Origin of the sequence: Corynebacterium sp. (assembly GCF_030538285.1) — a bacterium.
In the GTDB taxonomy this organism is placed as follows: Bacteria; Actinomycetota; Actinomycetes; order Mycobacteriales; family Mycobacteriaceae; genus Corynebacterium.
Genome location: NZ_JAUNUG010000024.1, coordinates 19,583 through 41,071 on the forward strand (window position 1 = coordinate 19,583; position 21,489 = coordinate 41,071).

At 60.8% G+C, this 21,489-nt stretch carries 17 protein-coding genes and 1 pseudogene; 12 read left to right on the plus strand and 6 right to left on the minus strand.

The annotated features are described in order from the left end of the window. Window positions 1-9: 9 nt before the first annotated feature. Entirely contained in the window at window positions 10-2,085 is a 2,076-nt protein-coding gene (locus Q4G50_RS09105; protein ID WP_303377345.1) for an acyltransferase family protein, read from the minus strand. 83 nt (window positions 2,086-2,168) lie between these two features. On the opposite strand from Q4G50_RS09105, the gene Q4G50_RS09110 reads away from it, so the two are divergent. Beyond that, on the plus strand, window positions 2,169-2,588 hold the full coding sequence (locus Q4G50_RS09110) for a DUF3151 domain-containing protein (protein ID WP_303377346.1): 420 nt from the start codon (window positions 2,169-2,171) through the stop codon (window positions 2,586-2,588). Here Q4G50_RS09110 and Q4G50_RS09115 read toward each other — a convergent pair whose 3' ends face one another. The 3 genes from Q4G50_RS09115 to Q4G50_RS09125 form a co-directional block, all read right to left on the minus strand. After that, window positions 2,589-3,038: a DUF4282 domain-containing protein gene (locus Q4G50_RS09115; RefSeq protein WP_303377347.1), complete on the minus strand. Its 450-nt coding sequence runs from the start codon at window positions 3,036-3,038 to the stop codon at window positions 2,589-2,591. It abuts the gene before it with no gap. A 137-nt stretch (window positions 3,039-3,175) separates the two neighbouring features. After that, window positions 3,176-4,297 (minus strand): MFS transporter, encoded by a 1,122-nt coding sequence (locus tag Q4G50_RS09120; protein ID WP_303377348.1) that lies wholly within the window; start codon window positions 4,295-4,297, stop codon window positions 3,176-3,178. A 126-nt stretch (window positions 4,298-4,423) separates the two neighbouring features. Continuing rightward, entirely contained in the window at window positions 4,424-5,638 is a 1,215-nt protein-coding gene (locus tag Q4G50_RS09125; RefSeq protein ID WP_303377349.1) for an acyl-CoA dehydrogenase family protein, read from the minus strand. A gap of 430 nt (window positions 5,639-6,068) precedes the next feature. Here Q4G50_RS09125 and Q4G50_RS09130 point away from each other — a divergent pair, with 430 nt between their 5' ends. From Q4G50_RS09130 to Q4G50_RS09160, 7 genes are read left to right on the plus strand one after another with little or no spacing between them, the layout of a single operon-like run. Next, window positions 6,069-7,232, plus strand: coding sequence for a TAXI family TRAP transporter solute-binding subunit (locus Q4G50_RS09130; RefSeq protein WP_303377350.1), 1,164 nt, complete (start codon window positions 6,069-6,071; stop codon window positions 7,230-7,232). A 14-nt stretch (window positions 7,233-7,246) separates the two neighbouring features. Further along, the gene (locus Q4G50_RS09135; RefSeq protein ID WP_303377351.1) at window positions 7,247-9,280 is read left to right on the plus strand and encodes a TRAP transporter permease; all 2,034 of its coding nucleotides are present in this window, start codon (window positions 7,247-7,249) and stop codon (window positions 9,278-9,280) included. 24 nt (window positions 9,281-9,304) lie between these two features. Beyond that, complete coding sequence (locus Q4G50_RS09140; RefSeq protein ID WP_303377352.1) at window positions 9,305-10,093, plus strand: enoyl-CoA hydratase/isomerase family protein; 789 nt, start codon at window positions 9,305-9,307, stop codon at window positions 10,091-10,093. A 36-nt stretch (window positions 10,094-10,129) separates the two neighbouring features. Further along, window positions 10,130-11,002: a 3-hydroxyacyl-CoA dehydrogenase family protein gene (locus tag Q4G50_RS09145; protein WP_303377353.1), complete on the plus strand. Its 873-nt coding sequence runs from the start codon at window positions 10,130-10,132 to the stop codon at window positions 11,000-11,002. 57 nt (window positions 11,003-11,059) lie between these two features. Further along, window positions 11,060-12,280, plus strand: a complete 1,221-nt coding sequence (locus Q4G50_RS09150) for an acyl-CoA dehydrogenase family protein (protein ID WP_303377354.1) — start codon at window positions 11,060-11,062, stop codon at window positions 12,278-12,280. 31 nt (window positions 12,281-12,311) lie between these two features. Continuing rightward, window positions 12,312-13,505, plus strand: a complete 1,194-nt coding sequence (locus tag Q4G50_RS09155) for an acetyl-CoA C-acyltransferase (RefSeq protein WP_303377355.1) — start codon at window positions 12,312-12,314, stop codon at window positions 13,503-13,505. A 15-nt stretch (window positions 13,506-13,520) separates the two neighbouring features. Beyond that, entirely contained in the window at window positions 13,521-14,987 is a 1,467-nt protein-coding gene (locus Q4G50_RS09160) for a 3-oxoacid CoA-transferase subunit B (protein ID WP_303377356.1), read from the plus strand. Between the two features lie 2 nt (window positions 14,988-14,989). Here the strand turns inward: Q4G50_RS09160 and Q4G50_RS09165 are convergent, their stop codons facing one another. After that, window positions 14,990-15,880 (minus strand): LysR substrate-binding domain-containing protein, encoded by an 891-nt coding sequence (locus Q4G50_RS09165; protein WP_303377357.1) that lies wholly within the window; start codon window positions 15,878-15,880, stop codon window positions 14,990-14,992. A 143-nt stretch (window positions 15,881-16,023) separates the two neighbouring features. Between Q4G50_RS09165 and Q4G50_RS09170 the strand changes: the two genes are divergently transcribed. From Q4G50_RS09170 to Q4G50_RS09185, 4 genes are read left to right on the plus strand one after another with little or no spacing between them, the layout of a single operon-like run. Then, entirely contained in the window at window positions 16,024-17,238 is a 1,215-nt protein-coding gene (locus Q4G50_RS09170) for a CaiB/BaiF CoA-transferase family protein (protein ID WP_303377358.1), read from the plus strand. Between the two features lie 6 nt (window positions 17,239-17,244). After that, a complete protein-coding gene (locus tag Q4G50_RS09175) occupies window positions 17,245-17,667 on the plus strand; it encodes a thioesterase family protein (RefSeq protein ID WP_303377359.1) in 423 nt (140 codons plus the stop codon). Between the two features lie 37 nt (window positions 17,668-17,704). Next, window positions 17,705-18,907 (plus strand): acyl-CoA dehydrogenase family protein, encoded by a 1,203-nt coding sequence (locus tag Q4G50_RS09180; RefSeq protein WP_303377360.1) that lies wholly within the window; start codon window positions 17,705-17,707, stop codon window positions 18,905-18,907. Between the two features lie 9 nt (window positions 18,908-18,916). Beyond that, a complete protein-coding gene (locus Q4G50_RS09185; RefSeq protein ID WP_303377361.1) occupies window positions 18,917-21,121 on the plus strand; it encodes a 3-hydroxyacyl-CoA dehydrogenase/enoyl-CoA hydratase family protein in 2,205 nt (734 codons plus the stop codon). Between the two features lie 54 nt (window positions 21,122-21,175). Here the strand turns inward: Q4G50_RS09185 and Q4G50_RS09190 are convergent. Beyond that, window positions 21,176-21,489, minus strand: a pseudogene (locus tag Q4G50_RS09190) (hypothetical protein); the annotation flags it as partial.

Below are 21,489 nucleotides of genomic sequence, written 5' to 3' on the forward strand. Positions count from 1 at the left end.
CGATTCTCGTTAGAAGAACTCCTCGATCTCGGCCCACAGGTGCGGCGCCAGCGACAGCGCGTAGGGAACCGAGAGGTGGTTGCCGTCGCGGTAGACCCAGATGTTGCCGATGACCGGCGGGCACAGGTCATCCACGCAGAACCAGTCTCGGGTGTCGATAGCCTTCGCCTGCGGCAGGCCCGCCAGGTAGCCGGCGGCCGGGTCCTGCGCCTGGTAGTATTCTTCGGCGTCGATACCGCAGATCACCGGGTCATCCAGGTCGACCATGCACACGGGCACTGACAGCTCGGCACCGTCCTCGAAGGTAGACCAAGGGTTGTCGCGCAGGCCCGCGAAGGGGATGCCGCGGTCGTCGAGGAAACGCCAGAACGGCGGGTAGGAGGCCGGCACGTCCTCGAAGCGGCCGCCGATCTCCACAGCCGGGCGGGTGGTGGTGGACACCACGAGTAGCGGATCCACCTCCTCTAAACGCTGCAAGACACCCTGGTTGAAACGGGCGCAGTCTTCCTCGAAGATGCCGTCCCGGTCGGAGACGAATGTCGGGCAGGACTGCCGCACCAGCGGCACGATCCGAAAGCCGTGCTCCTTGCCCAGCGCATCGAGGGGAATGACCCACTGTTCAGCGTGCGAGCCGCCGACCAGGTAGACGTCACGCTCCGCCGTCAGGTCACCGAAAAGGCACTTCTCGCCGCGTTCATCGACGGGCAGCACATCCGGGTCATCGCCGAAGCGCGAGATGCATTCCTCCGTCCAGATCGGGGAGAGCATCGACTGGACGAGCCCGGCATCCGGCTGCGGTGCGCGATCAGGGACATCAGCGCCCTGCAGGGCGCGGGCCCCGGGGTAGTACTGGGCGTCGAGAAGCAGTCCACCGGCATTGTGCAGACGCACCTGCCATACGCCCTGGTAGGTCAGGAGGGCGACCAGGATGGCGGCGAGCACACCGCCGCCGACCGCACGTGCCCGGGCGGGCAGGGAGGTGCGCAGTTCGGCGAGGGCAGCGGCGACGCGGCGTTCCCCACGCAGCGGGCGTTTCGCGTGCTGTCGCAGCGGCTTCTCGACGAAGCGGTGCGTCATATCCGCCAACACCAGCGAGACCGCGATGACGGCCACACCCAAGCCCAGGGACACCTCCCCGACCTCCAGGACGACCAAGGCGAAGATCAGCAGTGGCCAGTGCCACAGGTAGAGGGGGTAGGCGATGTCGCCGAGCCAGCGCATGGTGCGGTGTGCGAGCATGCCTGCCACCGGCCCCACTCCCCCACCGAGGATGACCAGGACCGCGCCGCCGATCGGGTACAGCGCGGCGGCACCGGGGAAATACCAGGCGCCGTCGAAAAGGAAACCGGTGGACAACACCATGGCCAGGCCGATGACGGTGAATGCCTGGCGGAGCCGCGGGGGCGTCGATAAGCGGTGTCCGTGCAACGCCAACAGCGACCCCAAAGTCAGCTGCCACATGCGCGACCACGTGGAGTAGTAATTCAGCGGCTGGTTCTCCCACCACATCCAACAGGCATAAGCGAAGGACGCCAGCGTCACCGCAATGAGGAAAGGCGTGACCCAGCGCGAGCGGCCGGTCCAGATGACCAGCATCGCCACCGCAATCGCCAGCACGTAGAACTGCCCCTGCACCGCCATCGACCACAGGTGCTGCAGAGGACTGACGGTTCCGGATGCGACGTTGTAATCCGCCGCCTGGCTGGCCAATTCCCAGTTCTGGTAGTAAAGCAGGCTGGCTGTGAACTGTTCGACCAGCTCGGCCCTGCGCAGCTGGCGGACCCACACAAACGCCACCACAGCCGTTGTGCCCAGCACGAGCAACAGCGCCGGGTACAGGCGTCGCAGAGTGCGCCAGAAAGGCCACCAGGGGTTGCGGGAAGCATTGTCACGCCGCGCGTAGCGCAACTGGGAACCGAGGAAAAAGTAGCCGCTGAGCAGCAGGAAAACATCGACGCCGCCGGAGACCTTGCCCACGAACACGTGGAAGACCACCACGAAGGCAATGGCGATGCCGCGGAGCCCATCGAGGTCATAGCGGTACGACACGGAACGGACCGGAGCGGCCGTAGTTTTCGTCTGCATGTCACCTCTTCCCTGCTGAAAGTACCCAGCCAGGGTAACAAGGCCGCGCCGTAGTGCTGAAAACGTCACTAGGCTCGGAGGGCATGAAGATCAACGACATGATGGCCCCGCCACCCGTCCACCTCCCCGCCGACCCGGCCGCCGACGCGGATCCCGCTGCCGCCGACACCGCCTTCGCCCACCCCGACAGCCCCCTCGTGTGGGCTACCCGTGCAGAGATGCTGCTCGCTGCGGGCTCGCTTGATGATGTCGCCAAGCTCACCGCCTACGCCCACGCCCGCACGGCCTACCACCGCTCACTGGACCGACTGCGCGCCAACGGCTGGAAGGGATGGGGCCCGGTCCCGTTCTCCCACGAACCGAATCAGGCGGTGCTCCGCGCCATCGCGGCACTGGCCCGCGCCGCCCGGCTCATCGGTGAGGACGGCGAATACGACCGCTGCCGACAGATGCTTTCCGACGCCGACCCGGAGTCCGTCTCGCGGTTGATCGACTCTGTGTAATTAACGCGCGGTGTTTTCCACGATGTGGGTGGAGTTCTGCGCGGTGCGAATAATCGACACCGCCAGCTCCAGCCCCAGGCGCACACCGATGAGAGAAAACAGCGCCATGATCGAGCCCAGGATGAGGGCGCCCAGGAACGCGAAGAAGCTCTCTAGATTCACCGAGATCGTCACCGCCATGATCAGCACCCACAGAACGTGCAGCGCAATCGCCAGGATGTAGATGTACTTGGCGAACTTCACCGTGATGAACTGCGAGAAGCTCAGATCCATTAGCGCCTTGAAAAAGCTCTCCGAGCTGGCACCGACGCCCGGCTGCTGCGGGGCATGCTGCGGTGCCTGCTGAAAGGGCGGGTACTGCTGGAACTGCTGCTGGTTAGCCTGGTTACCGGCTTCCGGCTGGCCGGGCTGGCCGGACTGGGAATACTGGGCGAAGGGATCGTTGGTCATCGAGGAACTCCATTCGGAACTAGAGCAGAAAATGTGCAGCTATGTTGCGCACCCGAATTATTAGAGCACAGCTAATTGCCAGGAGCAGGGGAACTGGGAATTCGGGGGTGGGTGGTTGGACACCTGCTTTTCGATGCTTATTCGCGAGAGTATCTCCAAGCGGGACTGAAAAGTTGCAGTGCCAGAACACCGATGAGCCCTGCCGCTGGCAACCAGAATGACCACGTCATCGCGCCAAGGTAGACCGGCAACATCACGACAGGTGTGAACGAAGAACCATAGAAGCGGAAGGCCTGGACAGTGGAGATCAACGAGTTTCCACCCGGCGCGCGCAACACCGCGATATTGATGCTTGTCTGGATTCCCTGGGCAGACACGACCGCGAGCGCCCAGCACGAAGCAACCAGCCAGGGGGCGGGTACCACCGGCAGCAACGCCACGGCGAAAGCGCCTGTCAGGCAACTGATCGTCAGGACTCGTTTGCCCCCATATCGGTCAGCGAGCCCACCAACCGTGCGTGCAAAGATAAACGCTGCGAGCCCGCCGCACATCACAACCAATCCGGTGCCTGCTTCATCGATGCCGAAACGGTCTCCGATGCTGAGCGCGGTGAGGATGCCGATACCGATGATGGAAAAGCCGATCATCAGGCAGGTGACCATGTGAATGGCAGCGGGCCACCACATGATCTTTTGCTGCCTATTCTCGTTGCTGGCAGGCGGTGCAATATCTGGAACTCCGATGAGGAGAATCCACAGACCGGCTGCGATGACGATCAGGTACACCAGTTGCCAGTCGACCCGGGCAGCCAATCCTGAGATCAGCGGGGCTGTGAATAGTCCTAACGCCTGCATCGCCGCGTAAGTACCGAGCGAGGATCCGAGCCGCTCCGGAGGACTGAGATGATGCAGCATGACCTGGAAAACAGGGAGCGTGAACGCGTTAGCCAGCCCCAAGAGGAGGAATCCCATGAGGAACTGCGGCCAGGTATCCGCGAGCAAACAACCCGCCGCCCCGAGGAGTGTCACCGCGTACGCGGTGAGAATTACCCTCCGGGGCCGAAACTTACGGACGAACCGGGTGGAAACCAGCATCACGGTCGCGAACGGGAACAAGTAGACAGACATGGTGAATGCAGCCTGTTCGAGCGAGATATCGAAGGTGGATGCCACATTAGGGAGAATGACTGCGATGGACTGTCCCGCGAACGGCCCGACGAAGCCGCCGAGAAAGACCGTCGACAACTGAAGCTTTCTCATAATGGTCTTGGTTCCTCCCTCCCCAGGGACCTCAACTGCGAGAACCAGGCCGCGGGCTCTGCACCCGCCGACCTGGTCCTCACACATCGGTCCATTGACACTTGTCCCCGTAACTCCCGCTGCGGTTTAACGGAAAGCCGCTTCACCGGTCAGCTTCTGGCCGAGGATGAGAGTGTGCACCTCGTCAGTGCCCTCATAGGTACGGACAGATTCGAGGTTGTTGGCATGGCGCAACGGCGAGTAGTCGACGGTAATACCGTTACCACCGAGAATGGTGCGGGCTTCGCGGCAAATCTCAATCGCGGCGCGACAATTCGCGAGCTTGCCCAGTGAGATCTGGTGCAGCTCCAGTCGGCCTTCGTCCTTCGCGCGTCCCAGCTCCAGGGAAAGCAGCTGCCCCTTATTGAGTTCCACGGTCATGTCGGCCAGCTTCTTCTGCGTCAGCTGATAGGCGCTGAGTGGCTTACCGAACTGCATACGCTGCGCGGAGTAGTCAATGGCTGCCTCGATCGAGTCACGGGCTGCCCCCATCGCACCCCAGGCGATGCCGTAGCGAGCCTCATTCAGGCACATGAACGGCCCCTTGAGGCCGGGATTCTTGGGCAGCAGCGCATCCTCGTCGAGCTGCAGGTCGCGGATACGGATGTCGCACTGGAGGGAGGCACGCATCGACAGCTTGCCGGTGATCGCCTCCGCCTCAAACCCGGGGGTGTCGGTCGGGACGATAAAGCCGCGGACGGTGTGGCCCTGGCCTTTCCCACTGTCATCGATGCCAGCGGCACGCGCAGACTCCGCAGAGACTTTGGCCCAGATAATGGCCACACCCGCGACCGTAGCCAGACCGATCCAGCGCTTCTCGCCGTTGAGAATCCAGCTGCCGTCCTTCCAGGTGGCCTCGGTAATCATCGTGCTCGGGTCCGAGCCGGCGGTGGGCTCGGTCAGTCCGAAACAGCCGATGATCTCACCGGACGCCATCTTGGGCAGCCAGTGTCCCTTCTGTTCCTCGGATCCGTGCTTGTGGATGGCGGACATCGCCAAAGAGCCCTGGACAGAGACAACCGTACGCAGACCTGAGTCACCTGCCTCGAGCTCCTGCATGGCGATTCCATACTCGACGGAGCTGTGGCCGCCACAGCCGTAGCCATCGAGGTGCATGCCGAACAGTCCGAGCTCCGCCATCTCCGGCAGCAACTCCAGAGGAAGGACGGCCTCGTCGTACCACTTCCCAATGTTTGGACGGACGCGACGGTCGACGAAGTCCGCGACCCTATCGCGGACGGCAATTTCAGTCTCACTGAGCCGGCCTTCGATGTTCATCAGATCGGTGACGTGCTTGGGCATGCCATCTCCTTTGGGGTTGTTGTGAGCGAGGGCCCCCTCGCTGGGTGATGCCCCTCACATAACCGTGTATCGGCTTCGTCTTCAACGATTCCCCGCCTCGAAAGCTTTTTATGCGCGTTTGATAACAAATCCGAGACCCCGCACACATCAATACTTCATCCCGCCAACCCCCCATAAGACGCCAGGAACCCATGCAGGAAAGTTCGTGGTCCACGTAAATCATTGCGACCCCACCCCCGACCCACCACCCCTCTACCCCCTCCAGTCCCGAACTAGCTGTATATACGACCGCTTTCATCCGCGTAACGACAGGGATTATTGCGCAATAGGAAATAATTGACGCAGACTATGGCCTACGCCACTTTTATGTCCCAGAATTGCCCGCATCACCTCAACGCACAAAATCCATCACAGAACGCAAGGAGACGACATGGCCCTCAATCTGAACCGGCGCCAGTTCCTCAAGGGTCTGGCCTTCGCGGGTGCGGCTGCAACGCTTGGCGCATGCGCCAAGCCGGTCGAAACCACGGTCGCGGGCATGCCTGGTCGCATGGTGTGGACCACGTACCCGGTTGGTACAGGCACCTACAACGACATCGCGGCAGTCGCCTCGATGATCACAACTCGCTCCGGCGCACAGGTTCGCCTGATGACAGGAGACACCGGCATTGGCCGCATCGCTCCACTGATCTCCGGCGTCGCTGATTACGCACGCGTCGGCGACGAATCCCTGTACTCGTTCGAGGGAGACTACGAATACACATCTGAGGTCTGGGGCCCTCAGCCCGTACGCCAGCTGTGGACTCCGCCGGGAAGCTACGGAATGGCGGTACTCAAGAACTCCGGGATCGACACCGTTCACGATCTGCGCGGCAAACGCCTTCCGTATCTGTTGGGTATGGAGCCGACCAACCGCAAGATCGACGCCATCGTCCAGCTCGGTGACATGACCCTAGATGATGTGACCCTCGTGCCCATCGCCTTCTCTGAGCAGACAGAAGCTCTGAAGACTGGCCACCTTGATGGTATCTACACCAACTCTGTCGGCGCCGGTGTCGAGGAGCTCAACACCCGCTATCCGATCCACTGGCTTGATTTCGGAGGTCAGACTGAGGCACAGAAAGAAGTCTGGGCAGATCTCATCCCGCTCGGCAGAGTCGGCTCGACCTCTGAGGCCGTCGGAATGGGGCCAGATGATTCCGCCGAGCTCATGCAATTCTCTCTCGCCATGCTCACCCGCGCGGATGTCCCGGAAGAGGAAGTCTACTCGGTCGTCAAACTCATGCACGATCACCACGGCGACTTCAAGAACTCCACCCCGGATGCCAAGTTTTTCGCTATCGACCAGATCATTCTCGATCCCTTGGTTGTCCCTTTCCACCCAGGAGTTGTTCGACTCCTCGAGGAGAGCAACCTCTGGACTCCCGATCTTGATCGCCGTCAAAAAGCACTTCTTGAGCGCGAAATCCTCATGCAGGAGGAATGGCCCAACTTCTGGGACCGCCATAAGAGTTCGGAGGATCCTTCCACCGAGTGGCGTACCTGGAAACAAGAGAACCTTCCCGCACTTCCCCCAATTAACGACACCGTCTGAGAAAGGAGCTGAACATGTCCACCACCATCACCGCCAATGGCAATCACACGGCCCCGGAAATGCCAGCCGCAGCACCTCCCACCATCCTTGAACACAACCCGCGGCTCAGCCCGTTCTGGAAAGCTTTCATCGCCATCCTGGCTGCCGTCGGCATCGGCGGCACCATCAACCAGGTCTTCTACCTCAACGCCTTTGGACTGGCGATCCAGACGAACGCATTCCTGTACTTGATGGCGGCGTGTTTCGTGCCGATCGTTTTCATCACCACACCAATTTCTAAAAAGGCGATCTCCAATCGTGGCGGTGTCCCTCTCTACGACGTGGCACTCGCGCTGCTCTTTATCGGTGTCTCCGTCTGGTTTGCCTCCCGCGCCGAGGACATCACACTGTTCGGTTGGTCAATGGTTGCTCCGACCTACGCCACGGTGATGAGCTACGTCTACTGGGCGCTTGTCCTGGAGGCGCTGCGCCGCGCCGCCGGCATTATCGTCGCCGGTCTCGCATTCCTCGTTTCTATCTATCCCCTGTTTGCCGGTGAGATCCCCATCGGGGTCCTGCAGGGAATCAGCTACGACATGAACACTCTGGCCCAGCAGCACGCGATGGGTTCTGAGTCGATTCTCGGCTTGCCCCTGCAGACAGCCGGCACCATTCTCGTTGGATTCCTGGCATTCGGTGTCGTGCTCCAGCACACCGGTGGCGCCGCCTTCTTCAACGATCTCGCCATGTCGATTTTCGGCCGCTACCGCGGTGGCACAGCCAAGGTCTCGGTCGCCAGCTCCGCATCCATGGGCATGATGTCCGGTTCCGCTGTCTCCAATGTACTGACTACGGGCCCCATGACCATTCCGGCCATGATCAAGAATGGATTCTCGGCGCGAACCGCCGGTGCCGTCGAAGCAACTGCTTCCTCCGGTGGTTCCATTACCCCTCCGATCATGGGCGCCGCAGCTTTCCTGATGGTGTCCTTCGCCGGCGTTCCGTACACGCAGATCATCATCGCGGCGACCATCCCTGCATTCCTCTACTTCTTCGGCATTTTCATGCAGATCGATGGTTATGCCGCTCTGAAGGGACTTGCCGGAACCCCGCGCTCCGAACTGCCCCGTTTTCTCAGAACCCTGATCAGCGGTTGGCCATACATTTTCGCCTTCGCACTCCTCACGGTTCTTCTCCTCACGACGCCATCGGAAGCCCAGGTTCCTTTCTGGGTTGTCCTTGCCCTACTGATCATCGGAATCATCACCCCGAAGCACAAGTTCGGTATCCGCGAGATTTACGACGTTCTGGTCGACCTGGGAATCTCCCTCGGCAAACTCTTCGCCACCATTGCTGGAGTTGGCCTGATCCTGGGCGGCCTGACCGCCACTGGTGTCGCCCTTTCAATCTCCCGAGACCTCATCGCTGCAGTCGGCGAGAATGTCATTCTCATCCTCATCACCGGTGCGATTGCCTGTTTCGTCCTGGGTATGGGCCTGACAATCTCCGCAGCCTACGTCTTCCTGGCCATCGTCATGGTCCCCGCGCTCATTGCCCTGGACGTCAATGTTTTCGCGGCGCACCTGTTCATCATCTACTGGGCCTCCGTTTCCTATATCACTCCTCCCGTCGGGCTAGCTGCTTTCGCTGCGGCTGGAATTTCCAAAGACTCACCCATGGGCACCTCGGTCGAAGCCATGCGATTGGGAGCGGTCAAATACATCGTTCCCTTCGGTTTCGCCCTCAACCCGGCACTAGTTGCTCAATCATCACTCCCTGAGGTTCTGCTGGCTGGTGGCCTCTCGGTCATCGCAGTCTTTGCACTAGCGGCCTCCTTCTCCGGCTGGATTCAGTTTGTCGAGGTGAAGGCAGGAATTATCTCACGAGTGCTCCTGGCCGTGGGCGGGTTCATGGTTTTCCTGCCGCAGTACTCCATCACATTCACCGGTATCGGCATCGTCGTCGCGGTCATGGCCTTTGAGAGGCTCCGCAACTCGCGTAAAACTCATCACCCCTCTCGGGAAGAGTCCACCACTGATGCTCCTGACACAGCCGCACAGCACGTCTAAGCACTTCAAAGAAAGGACACACCCATGTCGAACGATCTGATCCTCCGAAATGACACCGATGGCGTCGCTGAACTGACCATCAACCGCCCCGAAGCCATGAATGCCATGAGCCGGCCCGTCATCGACCGTCTCAATGAGCACCTGGACGATATTGACGCTGACTCTTCCGTTGACGTTGTCATCATCACCGGTGCAGGCGACAAAGCCTTCGTGGCCGGGGCTGATATCAAGGAACTGTCTCAGCGTGGCCCCCTGGATGGGCTCGAAGCCTACATGCAGCGGACTTACGACCGTCTCCAGTCTTTTTCCCGGCCACTCATCGCGGCCGTCAACGGATACGCTTTCGGCGGGGGCAACGAACTGGCGTTGGCTTGCGACATTCGCGTCGGTTCGACCAACGCTCAGTTCGCACTTCCCGAGTCGGGCCTGGGCATCCTTCCGTCCGCCGGTGCCACTCAGCGCCTTCCCGGAATCGTCGGCCGCGGATTGGCCGCAGACATGATTATCACTGGGCGAAGAATTGACGCTGCAGAAGCTCGCAACTGCGGTCTGATCACTTACCTGGTTGACCCTGAAGAGCTTTTGACGGAAGCCCACAAAGTAGCTCAACGAATCCGTCGCAAAGGTCCTTTGGCAGTTTCCCTGATCCGTCAGCTTCTGGTGCGTGGCAGCCGAGTCGATCACGAAACCGGAATCCTGTTGGAACGTCTGGCCCAGTCCGTGTTGTTTGCCTCCGAGGAAAAACGGGAAGGCACTGCTGCGTTCATTGAAAAACGTCATCCGGATTTTCACTCCGCCCGACACGACCGCTAATTAAGCACCCATCCCCTTTAGTTTCGAAAGGTACTCATGTCCTCCCTCTCCTCCATCAACCACATCACCGTCATCGGTTCCGGCACCATGGGATCCCAGATCGGGATGGTCGCAGCTCTGGCCGGTTTTTCCACCACGATCGTTGACATCGCCGACGACGCCCTCGACCGGGCGGAAGGCCAGCTGAAATCTCGCATGGATCGGGATGTGCAGAAGGGCCGGCGTTCCCAAGCCGATGTTGAAGCCGCATTCGAGCGTCTTAGCTTCTCTACCGACCGTGATGCAGTGGTGGCCGGCACGGATTTTATCATCGAAGCCGCAATCGAGGATCTGACTATCAAGCGGGAACTCTTCGCAGCCCTTGATGAAAAGGCCCCCGCCCATGCCATCCTGGCCACCAATTCCTCCAACATCGTCTCCTCCAAGATCGCCGACGCTACCTCCCGTCCGGAGAAAGTTTGCAATATGCATTTCTTCAACCCGGTGTTGGTCATGAAGGCCGTCGAGGTGGTCAGCCACCCCGGAACCTCGGAAGAAACGATCGAGACCACAGCTGCACTCGCCGAGGCAATGGGTAAAAACGTGGTTCGACTGCACAAGGAAATCCCGGGATTCGTCGCCAACCGCCTGCTGGCTGCCATTCGAAAGGAAGCACTCCAGCTCTACAGCGACGGTGTCGCATCCTTCGAGGACATCGATGTCGCCGCCAAGACCGCTCTCGGCCACCCCATGGGCCCCTTCGAACTCATGGACCTGGTCGGTATCGATGTTGCCTACCTCATCCGCATGGCCGAATACGAACAGACCGGAGATCCGGAATCTCTGCCAAACCCTGAGCTGAAGAAGCTCTACGACGAGGGCCGGTACGGACGCAAGACCGGTCGTGGTTGGTACGACTACAGCGATTAAGCCCTCCCCACACCCCACCGTCACACAACTTTCATTCCCGATTCCACGGAGACAACCATGAGCACTTCCCCGCAGCTTTCCGACGTCACCGAGCATCCCGACTACCTGCTTCTCGACGCTGATTTCAGCGACGAGCAGCGCGCCCTCCGGGACAAAGTGCGTGCATTCGGCCAAGAGCATGTCCTGCCGATCATCAACAACTATTGGGAGCGCGCCGAGTTCCCCTACGAAATCCTCGATGCACTGGCTGATCTCGGCTTGGCCGGCGGAATGATCCAGGGTTATGGCTGTCCTGGTCTCGGGCGTCTGGAAAACGGGCTCCTGACCCGTGAACTGGGTCGAATTGACGGTTCTGTGGCTACCTTCTTCGGTGTCCATTCCGGGCTCGGGATGGGCTCCATCAATATCCTAGGATCGGAGGAGCAGAAACAGCGCTGGCTACCGGATATGGCCAAAATGAAAAAGACGGGCGCTTTCGCGCTCAGCGAACCCACGCATGGGTCCGACTCAGTATCACTGGAGACCTCCGCCCGACGCGAAGGAGAATCCTGGATCCTCAACGGGCATAAGCGGTGGATCGGAAATGGTCATGCCGGTGACGTCATTGTCGTGTACGCGCGTGACGAAGCTGACGGCCACGTCAAGGCTTTCGTCGTCGAAAAGCAGGAAGACGGAGACTACCCGGATGGGTACCGTCCCCAGCCCATTACCGGAAAGGTCGGTAAGCGCGCGATCCTCCAGGCAGACATCGTCATCGAGAACCTGCGCATTCCGGAGGAGAACCGTCTTGCCAACTGTGACTCCTTCAAGGATGTGAATCGGGTGCTGGCAGCTACCCGTGGCGGCGTGTCGTGGGAGTCCACCGGTCACGCCATGGCGGGGTTCGAACTGGCCGCCCGATACGCGCTCGGACGCGAACAGTTCGGTGCTTCCATCGCTAGCTACCAGCTTGTCCAGTCAAAGCTGGCGAACATGCTCGCAGATGTCGTTGAGAATCAGTTGCTGTGTGTGCGAATGGCTGAGCTCCAGGAAAGAGGCGAATTCAGCACTCCCATGGCCTCACTCACGAAGATGGTCACGGCACGCAACGGTTTGTCCGTGTGCAGGGAGGCCCGCGACATGATGGGTGGGAACGGACTACTCCTCGATAATCACGTTGCTCGCCACATGACCGACATGGAGGTGTCCTACACCTACGAAGGCACCGACTCCATGCAGGCCTTGATCGTCGGCCGGGACATCACCGGCATTTCCGCTTTCACTCGTTCCCGCAAATAGACACAACCTACAATCGCAGAAAGGCTTATCGATGTCTGAAGCATTCATCGTCTCCGCACTCCGCACCCCGGTCGGACGCTACGGCGGATCACTCTCCTCGGTTCGTGCCGATGATCTTATCGCCCACACAATTCAGGCTGTTGTCGAAGATTCCGGTATTGACCCGTCAGTCGTCGACGATGTCATTATCGGCAACGCTATTGGGGCAGGAGAGGACAGCCGCAACGTCGCTCGTCTAGCTTGGCTGCGCGCGGGCTACCCGGACACGATCCCTGGTGTGACCGTCAACCGCCTGTGCGCCTCCGGAATGACCTCTATCGCAATGGCTACCGCGCTCGTCACTTCCGGCCAGGCCGACATCATCGTCGCCGGTGGAGTTGAATCTATGTCCCGTGCCCCGTGGGTCATCCCCAAGCCCGAAACTGCTTTCGCCAAGCCGGCGGCCATTCACGACACCGCCATTGGTCCTCGATTCGTCAATCCTGCTTTCCCCGAGACAGTCAACTACTCGATGTTGGAAACAGCTGAGGAAGTAGCCGAGGTCAAAGACGTGTCCAGGGAGGACGCGGATGCCTTCGCAGTGGAATCCCAGGCACGCGCCCACGCTGCCATCGAGGCCGGTCATTTCACCTCTGAAATCACCCCAGTCGAGGTGAAGGGAAGGAAGGGGGCGGTGACGGTTGTCGATTCGGACGAAGGGCCGCGTGCCGGCGTCACGACCGAGCAACTGGCCAAGCTGCGCCCAGTAGTCCAGGGCGGATCGGTGGTCACTGCAGGAAATTCTTCCTCACTCAATGACGGCGCTTCGGCCGTTGTCGTCGCCAGTGAAAAGGCCGTCGAAAAGTACGGTCTGCAAGCGCGGGCCCGTGTCGCCGGCGCAGCTGTGGTCGGACTCGCCCCCGAAATCATGGGCATGGGCCCTGTCCCTGCGACCCGCAAGCTCCTCGAGCGAACCGGTTGGACCCTCGATGAGGTCGATGCGATCGAGTTGAACGAGGCTTTCGCTACGCAATCCCTGGCTTGCATGCGCGAACTCGACCTCGATCCAGAGAAGGTCAACGCTTGGGGCGGTGCGATCGCCCTCGGACACCCCCTAGGTTCCAGTGGCGCACGAATCACCATCACTCTGCTCAACCGTCTTGAGAAGTCGGGTGGAAAGCGTGGCATTGCGACCATGTGCGTCGGATACGGTCAGGGAATGGCCCTGGCAATCGAAACCGTCTAGAAAGGCCCGGAGAAGATGGTCAACAAAATTGTCGGCTCAGCTATGGAAGCGATCGCTGGTCTCAAAGATGGAATGGTCATCGCCGTCGGTGGTTTCGGACCTGCGGGTGTCCCCTATGCATTGATCGACGCCGTCGTGGACATCGGAGTCACTGATCTCAGTGTGTACTCGAACAACCCGGGTGGAACCACCAATGACGGGCAACACTTTGGCCTGGCCAAACTGGTCGACAGCCATCGCATTCGACGTTTCGCCGGTTCCCACATCGGCTATAACAAGAGCTTCGAGGCACAATATCTGTCCGGTGAGATCGAATTGGAACTCATCCCCCAGGGCAGCCTCTCTGAGAGAATGCGTGCGGGAGGAGCAGGAATTCCCGCCTTTTATACCCCCACCGGCGCAGGTTCTTTGGTGGCACACGGTGGCATGCCGATCAAGTACGACGAAAACAAGAACGTCATCTCGGTATCGGAGCCCAAAGAAACCCGCACCTTCACCCGCAATGGCGAGAGCAGGGAATACGTCCTAGAAGAGTCAATCGTCACGGATTTCTCTCTCATCCACGCCTACAAGGCTGATGCGGAAGGCAACCTGGTGTTCCGGACGTCAGCACGAAACTTCAATCCTGACGCCGCGATGTGCGGGGCGATCACAGTTGTGGAAGCTGAGCACATCGTCCCAGTTGGAACCCTGGACCCCGATGAGATTCATGTACCCGGGATCTACGTCGACAAAGTTTTCCCGCTAACCCATGAGCAGCGGATCTTCAAACCCTTCGGTACCCTTCCTCCGTCCCCAGAGGAGAAGAAGGAAGAACCCGAGCCCGTTCACTCGCACAACATTGCTGGTTGGAGCCGTGATGAAATGGCCGCAAGAGCGGCCCTGGAGCTTAACGACGGTGAATATGTCAACCTCGGAATCGGGCTGCCGACCCGAGTGGCTGACCTCGTGCCGGAGGGGACAACCGTGACATTGCAGAGTGAAAACGGCATCCTGAAGATGGGCCCGGCACCCACTTATTACGAACTCGATCCTGATGTCATTAACGCAGGAAAAGAGTCAGTCACTATTCTCCGGGGCGGGTCCACGTTTGGATCTTCCGATAGCTTCGCCATGATCCGGGGTGGCCATATCGACAAAGCCATCCTGGGGTCCCTGCAAGTCAGCGCTGACGGCGACATCGCCAACTGGGGTATTCCCGGTCGTAAAATGCGCGGAATGGGCGGCGCCATGGATCTCGTGGAGGGAGCCAAAAAGGTCATCGTTCTCATGGAACACCTCGACCCGGAGGGCAAGCCCCGTATTCTCAGTTCCTGCACGTACCCTCTGACGGGCCGGCAGGTGGTCAGCCGGATTATCACCAACCTTGGCGTTTTTGACGTCACTGATGACGGGCTGGTGCTTATCGAGATCGCCCCCGGTGTCACCGAGGACGAGATCAGGGAAGGGACCGAGGCTCAGTTCCGCACTGCGCTGAAGTGAAACTACTCCGAGAACACATTCCGGGCTGCATCTATTGCTAGCTGCAGTGCCGGATTTGTGTTTGTTCGGTGCCAGATCATTTGAACATCGAGGTGGTCCTCTGAATCCGCCAGCTCAAGGAAGACCACGTTATCGGGCCGCACATTATCCCGGATGGAATCAAGAGTCAGAGCAACACCCATCTCCGCACCAACCAACACAACCAAGGTCCACGAATCGGGTGCCTGCTGTGCGACACGGGGCACAAAGCCAGCGAACATGGCCAGCGAATTAAGGCGATTCTGCAGAGCCGCGCCAAAACCACCGGGGAGGGTCACCCACCGCTCTTCAGCCAACTCCTTCATCGACACCGAAGTTCGGTTGGCCAATGGATGAGACTGTGACACGGCGATCATGGCCTTCTCGTGCCCGACGACTAGCGAATTGACCTCTGCCGGGAGAAAGTCCCATCTCCCGATCGCCAAATCCAAAGACCCGTCGAGGACCTTTTCCAAACCGACGTGAGAGAACTGCGATGACAACAGTTCCAGGCGGATCCCCGGGCTTCTCCGCCGAATTTGCCGTGCAATTTCGCCTACTGAGCGGTGTACCGACGCACCAGCGAATCCAAGGCGGATCTGTCCCCTTTCCCCACTGACAGTTTCCTCCACGATGCGTTGAGCTTCCTCTGAGGCGCTCACCAATTGGCGCGCAGGTTCCAGTAACGCCCTGCCTGCCGCGGTCAGGTCGACGTGTCGCGTACTGCGTTCGAAAAGCTCAGCGCCCATTTGCCTTTCAAGCTGTTTAATCATGCGGCTCAACGGCGGCTGTGCGATGCGGAGCCTCTCCGCCGCCCTACCGAAATGCAGCTCTTCCGCAAGAATGAGAAAAGCGCGTGCCTGACCAACCTCCATGTGCTCTCCTTTCCTGTCCTGAGCTGCGGAAACACTATTACTCCAGAGTCATTAATCGACCCCTCATTAAGTATTGGACGGTTAGAAATCTACATGCTTCTATGAGGGAAGTCACTATTTTCACCAGAAGAGAGGTTGCTTCCATGACGCTTGAGCACCCCCGCTCGGACCGCGCCTGCGGACCACTCGATGGGCTCGTGGTCGCAGATTTTTCTCGGGTTCTGGCCGGCCCGTACTGCACGATGCTCCTCGCCGATCTGGGTGCGACAGTGATCAAGGTGGAGTCACCACAAGGCGATGACACCCGCTCGTGGGTTCCTCCGGCGCGGAATGGGGTGGGGACCTACTTCCTCTCAGTCAATCGCAATAAGGATTCGATCACACTCGATCTGACAGACCCCTCAGATCTCGAGCTCGCTTACGCCATCATCGATCGCGCCGACGTTTTCGTTGAAAACTTCAAACCGGGTGGACTCGCCCGTTTTGGCCTGGACGCGGAATCAGTAGCACTACGCTGGCCGCAGCTGATCCACGCCTCTATCACAGGCTTCGGCACCGGTCCCGGCGCGAGCATGCCCGGTTATGATCTGCTAGTTCAGGCCATGTCCGGCATGATGCATACGACCGGACACCCTGATGGGCCTCCGCAGCGTTCCGGTGTCGCCATTTTCGACGTTGTGACTGGTCTCCACACCACAATCGCGATCCTGGCAGCCCTCCAAGAACGAAACTGTTCTGGACTCGGCCAGCATGTTGCTCTCGATCTTTTCTCGTCGGCGCTCTCTGGCCTAGTCAACCAAACGACTGGCTACGCCGCCTGCGGGAACGAACCTATGAGGTTGGGTAATGACCACCCCAGCCTCTACCCCTACGGCCCTTTCGCCGCTGCAGACGGTGACATCGTCATCTGCTGCGGCAACGACGCACAGTTTTCACGTCTGGTTGAGTGCCTCGGAGTGCCAGCCGCGGCCAATGACCCTCGTTTCACGACGATGGAGGTACGGAATGCACACCGCGGCGTTCTCCGACCAATTCTAGAAAAGGCTCTACAGGCGGACACCGCTGATGGTTGGTTTCAGCGCCTGCAGGAAGCTGCTGTCCCCTGCGCTCCCATCCTCAGTGTGGGGGAAGGCATCCGCTATGCAGAAAGGCTTGGGCTCACCCCGGTCGTTGAGGCCGGGGAAGGCGAGTCAGCGGTGCCTTTAATTAAGAACCCCATGGCGTTCAGCCGCAGCGAAATTGAGTACCCAAAAGCACCACCCGCACTCGGCGCTGACCGTAACTCGATCATCGCATGGCTGCAGTCCACGCCTGCCCTGCATGACCTCGCCCGCCCTCTAGCCCACTCGAAAGGATAGATCCGCGTGTCTACAGCTCCCCTCAACTGCTTCACCACGAATCTGGATGTCCGGTGGTCCGATCAGGACGTCAACGGGCACGTCAATAACGCCAACGCCGTCACTTTGCTGGAGGAAGCGCGTGTCCGGGCCAGCATGCACTGGTCTGGTAGCGCTCCAGGCAAGAACAATCCGCGTGTGGTGCGCGCTATCAACGTCGTTTTCGATGCCGAGCTAGCTCACGCTCAACCATTGTCCGCAAATATCTGGGTCTCCCGGATCGGCGGCACGTCCTTCACTATTCAGCACGAGCTCATCCAGAACGACACGGTGTGTGTCACTGCAGAAGCAGTGATCGTCGTCCTGGACCGCGACACTCGAAAACCCGCGGCCATTCCAGACCTGCTGCGCACCCAGCTTTCCGACTACTACGCGCCAGCCTCCGTCTGATCTCCAACCCCACCCCATAGATAAGGAATCCCCCATCATGTCCACTCTCATTGACCTCCCCGACTTCCTGCTCCTGGACTCCGACCTCACCGATGAGGACCGCGCGCTGCGTGACAAGGTGCGCGAGTTCGGCAAGAAGCATGTCCTGCCGATCATCAACGAATACTGGGAGCGCGCCGAGTTCCCTGCTGAGATCCTTCAGCCGCTGGCGGAGCTGGGTATTATCGGCACCTTCATCGAGGGGTATGGCTGCCCGGGGCTTTCGCGTCATCAGGCGGGCCTGGTGGCTCGTGAGATGAGTCGTATCGATGGTTCGATCAATACTTTCCTGGGTGTCCACTCAAACCTGTGCATGGGCTCGATCTACATGCTCGGTTCGGAGGAGCAGCGGCAGCGGTGGTTGCCGGATATGGCACAGCTGAAGAAGACGGGAGCTTTCGCTCTCACTGAGCCGAATCACGGGTCGGATTCTGTGTCGTTGGAGACCTCGGCCCGCCGCGATGGTGATCATTGGGTTCTTAATGGCCATAAGCGCTGGATCGGTAATGGGCACGCCGGTGATGTCATCGTGGTCTACGCCCGCGATGAGGAAGACGGCCAGGTGAAGGCGTTTGTCGTCGAGAAGCAGGAAGACGGTGAGTACCCGGAGGGTTACCGTCCGGAGGTGATCACCGGTAAGACGGGTAAGCGCGCGATCCTGCAGGGTGACATTGTCATCGAGAACTTGCAGGTACCGGCGGAAAATCGTCTGGAGAATTGCGAGTCTTTCGAGGGGGTTAACCGCGTTCTCAAGGCGACGCGTGGCGGTGCTTCCTGGGAGGCGGTGGGCCACGGTATGGCCGCGTTCGAGCTGGCTGCGCAGTACGCCCTGGAGCGCGAGCAGTTCGGCGCCCCGATCGCCAGTTACCAGCTGGTGCAGGAGAAGTTGGCGACGATGCTCTCCGATGTCACCCAGATGCAGCTGCTGTGCACGCGGATGGCGCAGCTGCAGGAACGTGATGAGTTCACCGGCCCGATGGCGGGCATGGTGAAAATGGTCACCTCCCGCAAGGCGCTGGCGGCGTGCCGGGAGGCCCGCGACATGATGGGTGGCAATGGTCTGCTGCTGGAGTATCACGTTGCCCGCCACATGACGGACATGGAGGTTGTGTCAACGTACGAGGGCACCGACTCGATGCAGGCGCTTATCATCGGCCGCGAGATCACCGGCATTTCCGCATTCACCCGGAAGAGGAAGTAGGCAGGACGCATGATTACCCACATCTCCCGGGCTGCGGTCATCGGGGCCGGCTCGATGGGTTCTGGAATTGCCGCGCTCCTGGCCAACGCGGGCATTGAGGTCCTTCTGCTGGACCGCCCGTCCCCGGAGGGTGAGGATAACAGCGCCCTGGCGCGTCGTGGTATCGATCTACAGGTGGAACGCAAGGGGTTCCTGCGGCCGGAGTTCTCCGCGCGGGTCACCCCCGGAAACATCGACGATGATGCTGCCCGGCTGGGTGAGGTCGACTGGATTGTTGAGGCAGTGTTTGAGGATCTGCAGGTCAAGCACGACACATTCGCGCTGATCAACGCCCACCGCTCCCCCACCACCCTCGTCTCCTCCAACACCTCCACCATTCCGCTCGCGGATCTGGTCGCGCCCTTTGATACCGATTTCCAGCGGCATTTCGCGATCATCCATTTCTTCAATCCGCCGCGCGTGATGCGTCTGGTGGAGGTGGTGGCAGGCCCGCACACGTCGGCCACCACTATCGATGCCCTCACCCAGGCCGTGGAGCAGCAGCTGGGCAAGGTGGCACTGCGGTGCCGGGATACGCCGGGTTTCATTGCCAACCGGGTGGGCAATCTGTGGATGGCTGCCGGCGCACGCCTGGCCCTGGATCGGGGCATTGTCCCGGAGTTGGCGGACGCGGTGTTTGGTCGACCTTTCGGGGTGCCGCGCACCGGGATCTTCGGGCTCTTCGACTACATCGGCCTGCAGCTGGTCCCCGGGATCTGGGGCTCGTTGACGGCCGAGCTGCCCACATCCGATGCCTACCACCGCTTTCGTATCGACGATCATCCCGTCTTCACCGGCCTGCTTGAGCGTGGATGGACGGGTCGTACCGCGGAATCCGGTTTCTACCGGGGCCGGGAGGAGGTACTCGCCGAAGAGTTCAGCTACCACCCGAAGCGGTTGCCGGACGATGCGGCACTCGCTGCCGAAACGGCCCGTGAGGTGATCACCACTGACAGCCCGGCGGGGCGTTTCGCCCGTGACACGTTCCTGGAGACCCTGCGATATTGCCTGGATATCGCCCCGGAAATCGCTGATACCGTGGCGGATATCGATACCGCCATGGAGCTGGGTTACGGCTGGAAACGCGGCCCCTTCGCCCTGGCGGACTCCATCGGATTGGAGCTGCTGGTTTCGCTTATCGACGCCACCCCACCGCTCCTTCACGCCGCCCTGCAAGCCGGCGGGTTTTATCCGGCGCCGGGTCGCACTCTGACCACCACCGGGGAGGTCATCGATACCCCGGCCCGCGCGGGCGTGGTCACGGCCGCCCAGCTGCACGGGGCGGGCACGGGCATCCTCGGCAATGATGCTGGTGTGGTCTCGCTTCTCGACGACCGCGTGGCTCTTCTTTCCCTGTCCACCCCGATGAACTCGATCACCGCCGATGCCCTCGAGCTTCTCCAGGCGGTCGCGGAGCAGGGCCCGGAGTTAGGGATCGGCTCGTTAGTCATCGGCAACGACGAACACCGCGCATTCTCCGCTGGCGCGGACCTACCCACCATGGCGCAACTGGCCGCCAGCGGGGATGAGCAGCGTGCCTATATGGAGTTCTCCGAGGGGCGCACCACATTGGAGGCACTGGCGCAGGCCCCGTTCCCGGTGGTCGCAGCCCTGCGGGGTGTGGCGCTGGGTGGTGGGGCGGAATTGCTGCTGCATTGTGACGCGGCGCTCGCCCATGCGGAAGCGAAGGTCGGTTTCCCGGAACGCCACGTCGGTCTCATCCCCGCCTGGGGCGGTTGCGTGCGTGCCCTGTCTCGCCTGCCGGACCCGGGCGCCGCCTTCCGCCTCATCATGGACGCCTCCCCCATCCCGGTGCTCGAGGCCCAGGCCTGTGGGCTCCTGCGGGACACCGACCAGATCATCCTCAGCCCTGACCACGTCCTCGCCCAGGCCGTGGAACTGGCCCGCCAGTTGCAGGACTCCTACACTCCGGCGCCGGATCCCCGCCCCCAGGCCACCGCCCCGGAGGAGTTACTCGCACTGTGGGATGAGTCCGCGGGCACCGCGGTCGACGCACGGATCGCCCGGGCCTTGGCTGGGGTGTTGTCGAACGCGACGTCGATAAGCGAAACCGGCGAGAAGGAAAGCCGGGCCGCCGCCGGGCTCATCGTCCAGCCGGAGATGGCCGCGCGGGCTGAGCACATGGCTCGCACGCGCCGCCCACTGCACAACTAGCAACAGCGCCGACCCCTACAACAGGGGTCGGCGCCGTCGGAAGCGGATGAGCGTTTAGGCGTTGTGCTTGGCCTCGACGCGGCCGATGGCCTCCTTGGCCACCAGCTCCTGGATGCCCATGTCCAGCTCGGAGGTGAAGCCGACGCAGGAGCAATTGATCTCGCCGAGGACGTAGGTGTCGTTGCCGTCCTCGTCGTTATCCAGCATGAAGTCTGCGGTCCAGATCAGCGGAATGTTGTCGCCGCCGAGGTTCTCGGCGATGACGGGGCGGGCCGCGGCGAACATGTCGACGAGGTCCTGCCACTTTTCCGGAGAGTCGTAGGTGTACTTCGCGCCGGAGAACAGGGTGGCGGAGAAGTTGTCGCCGC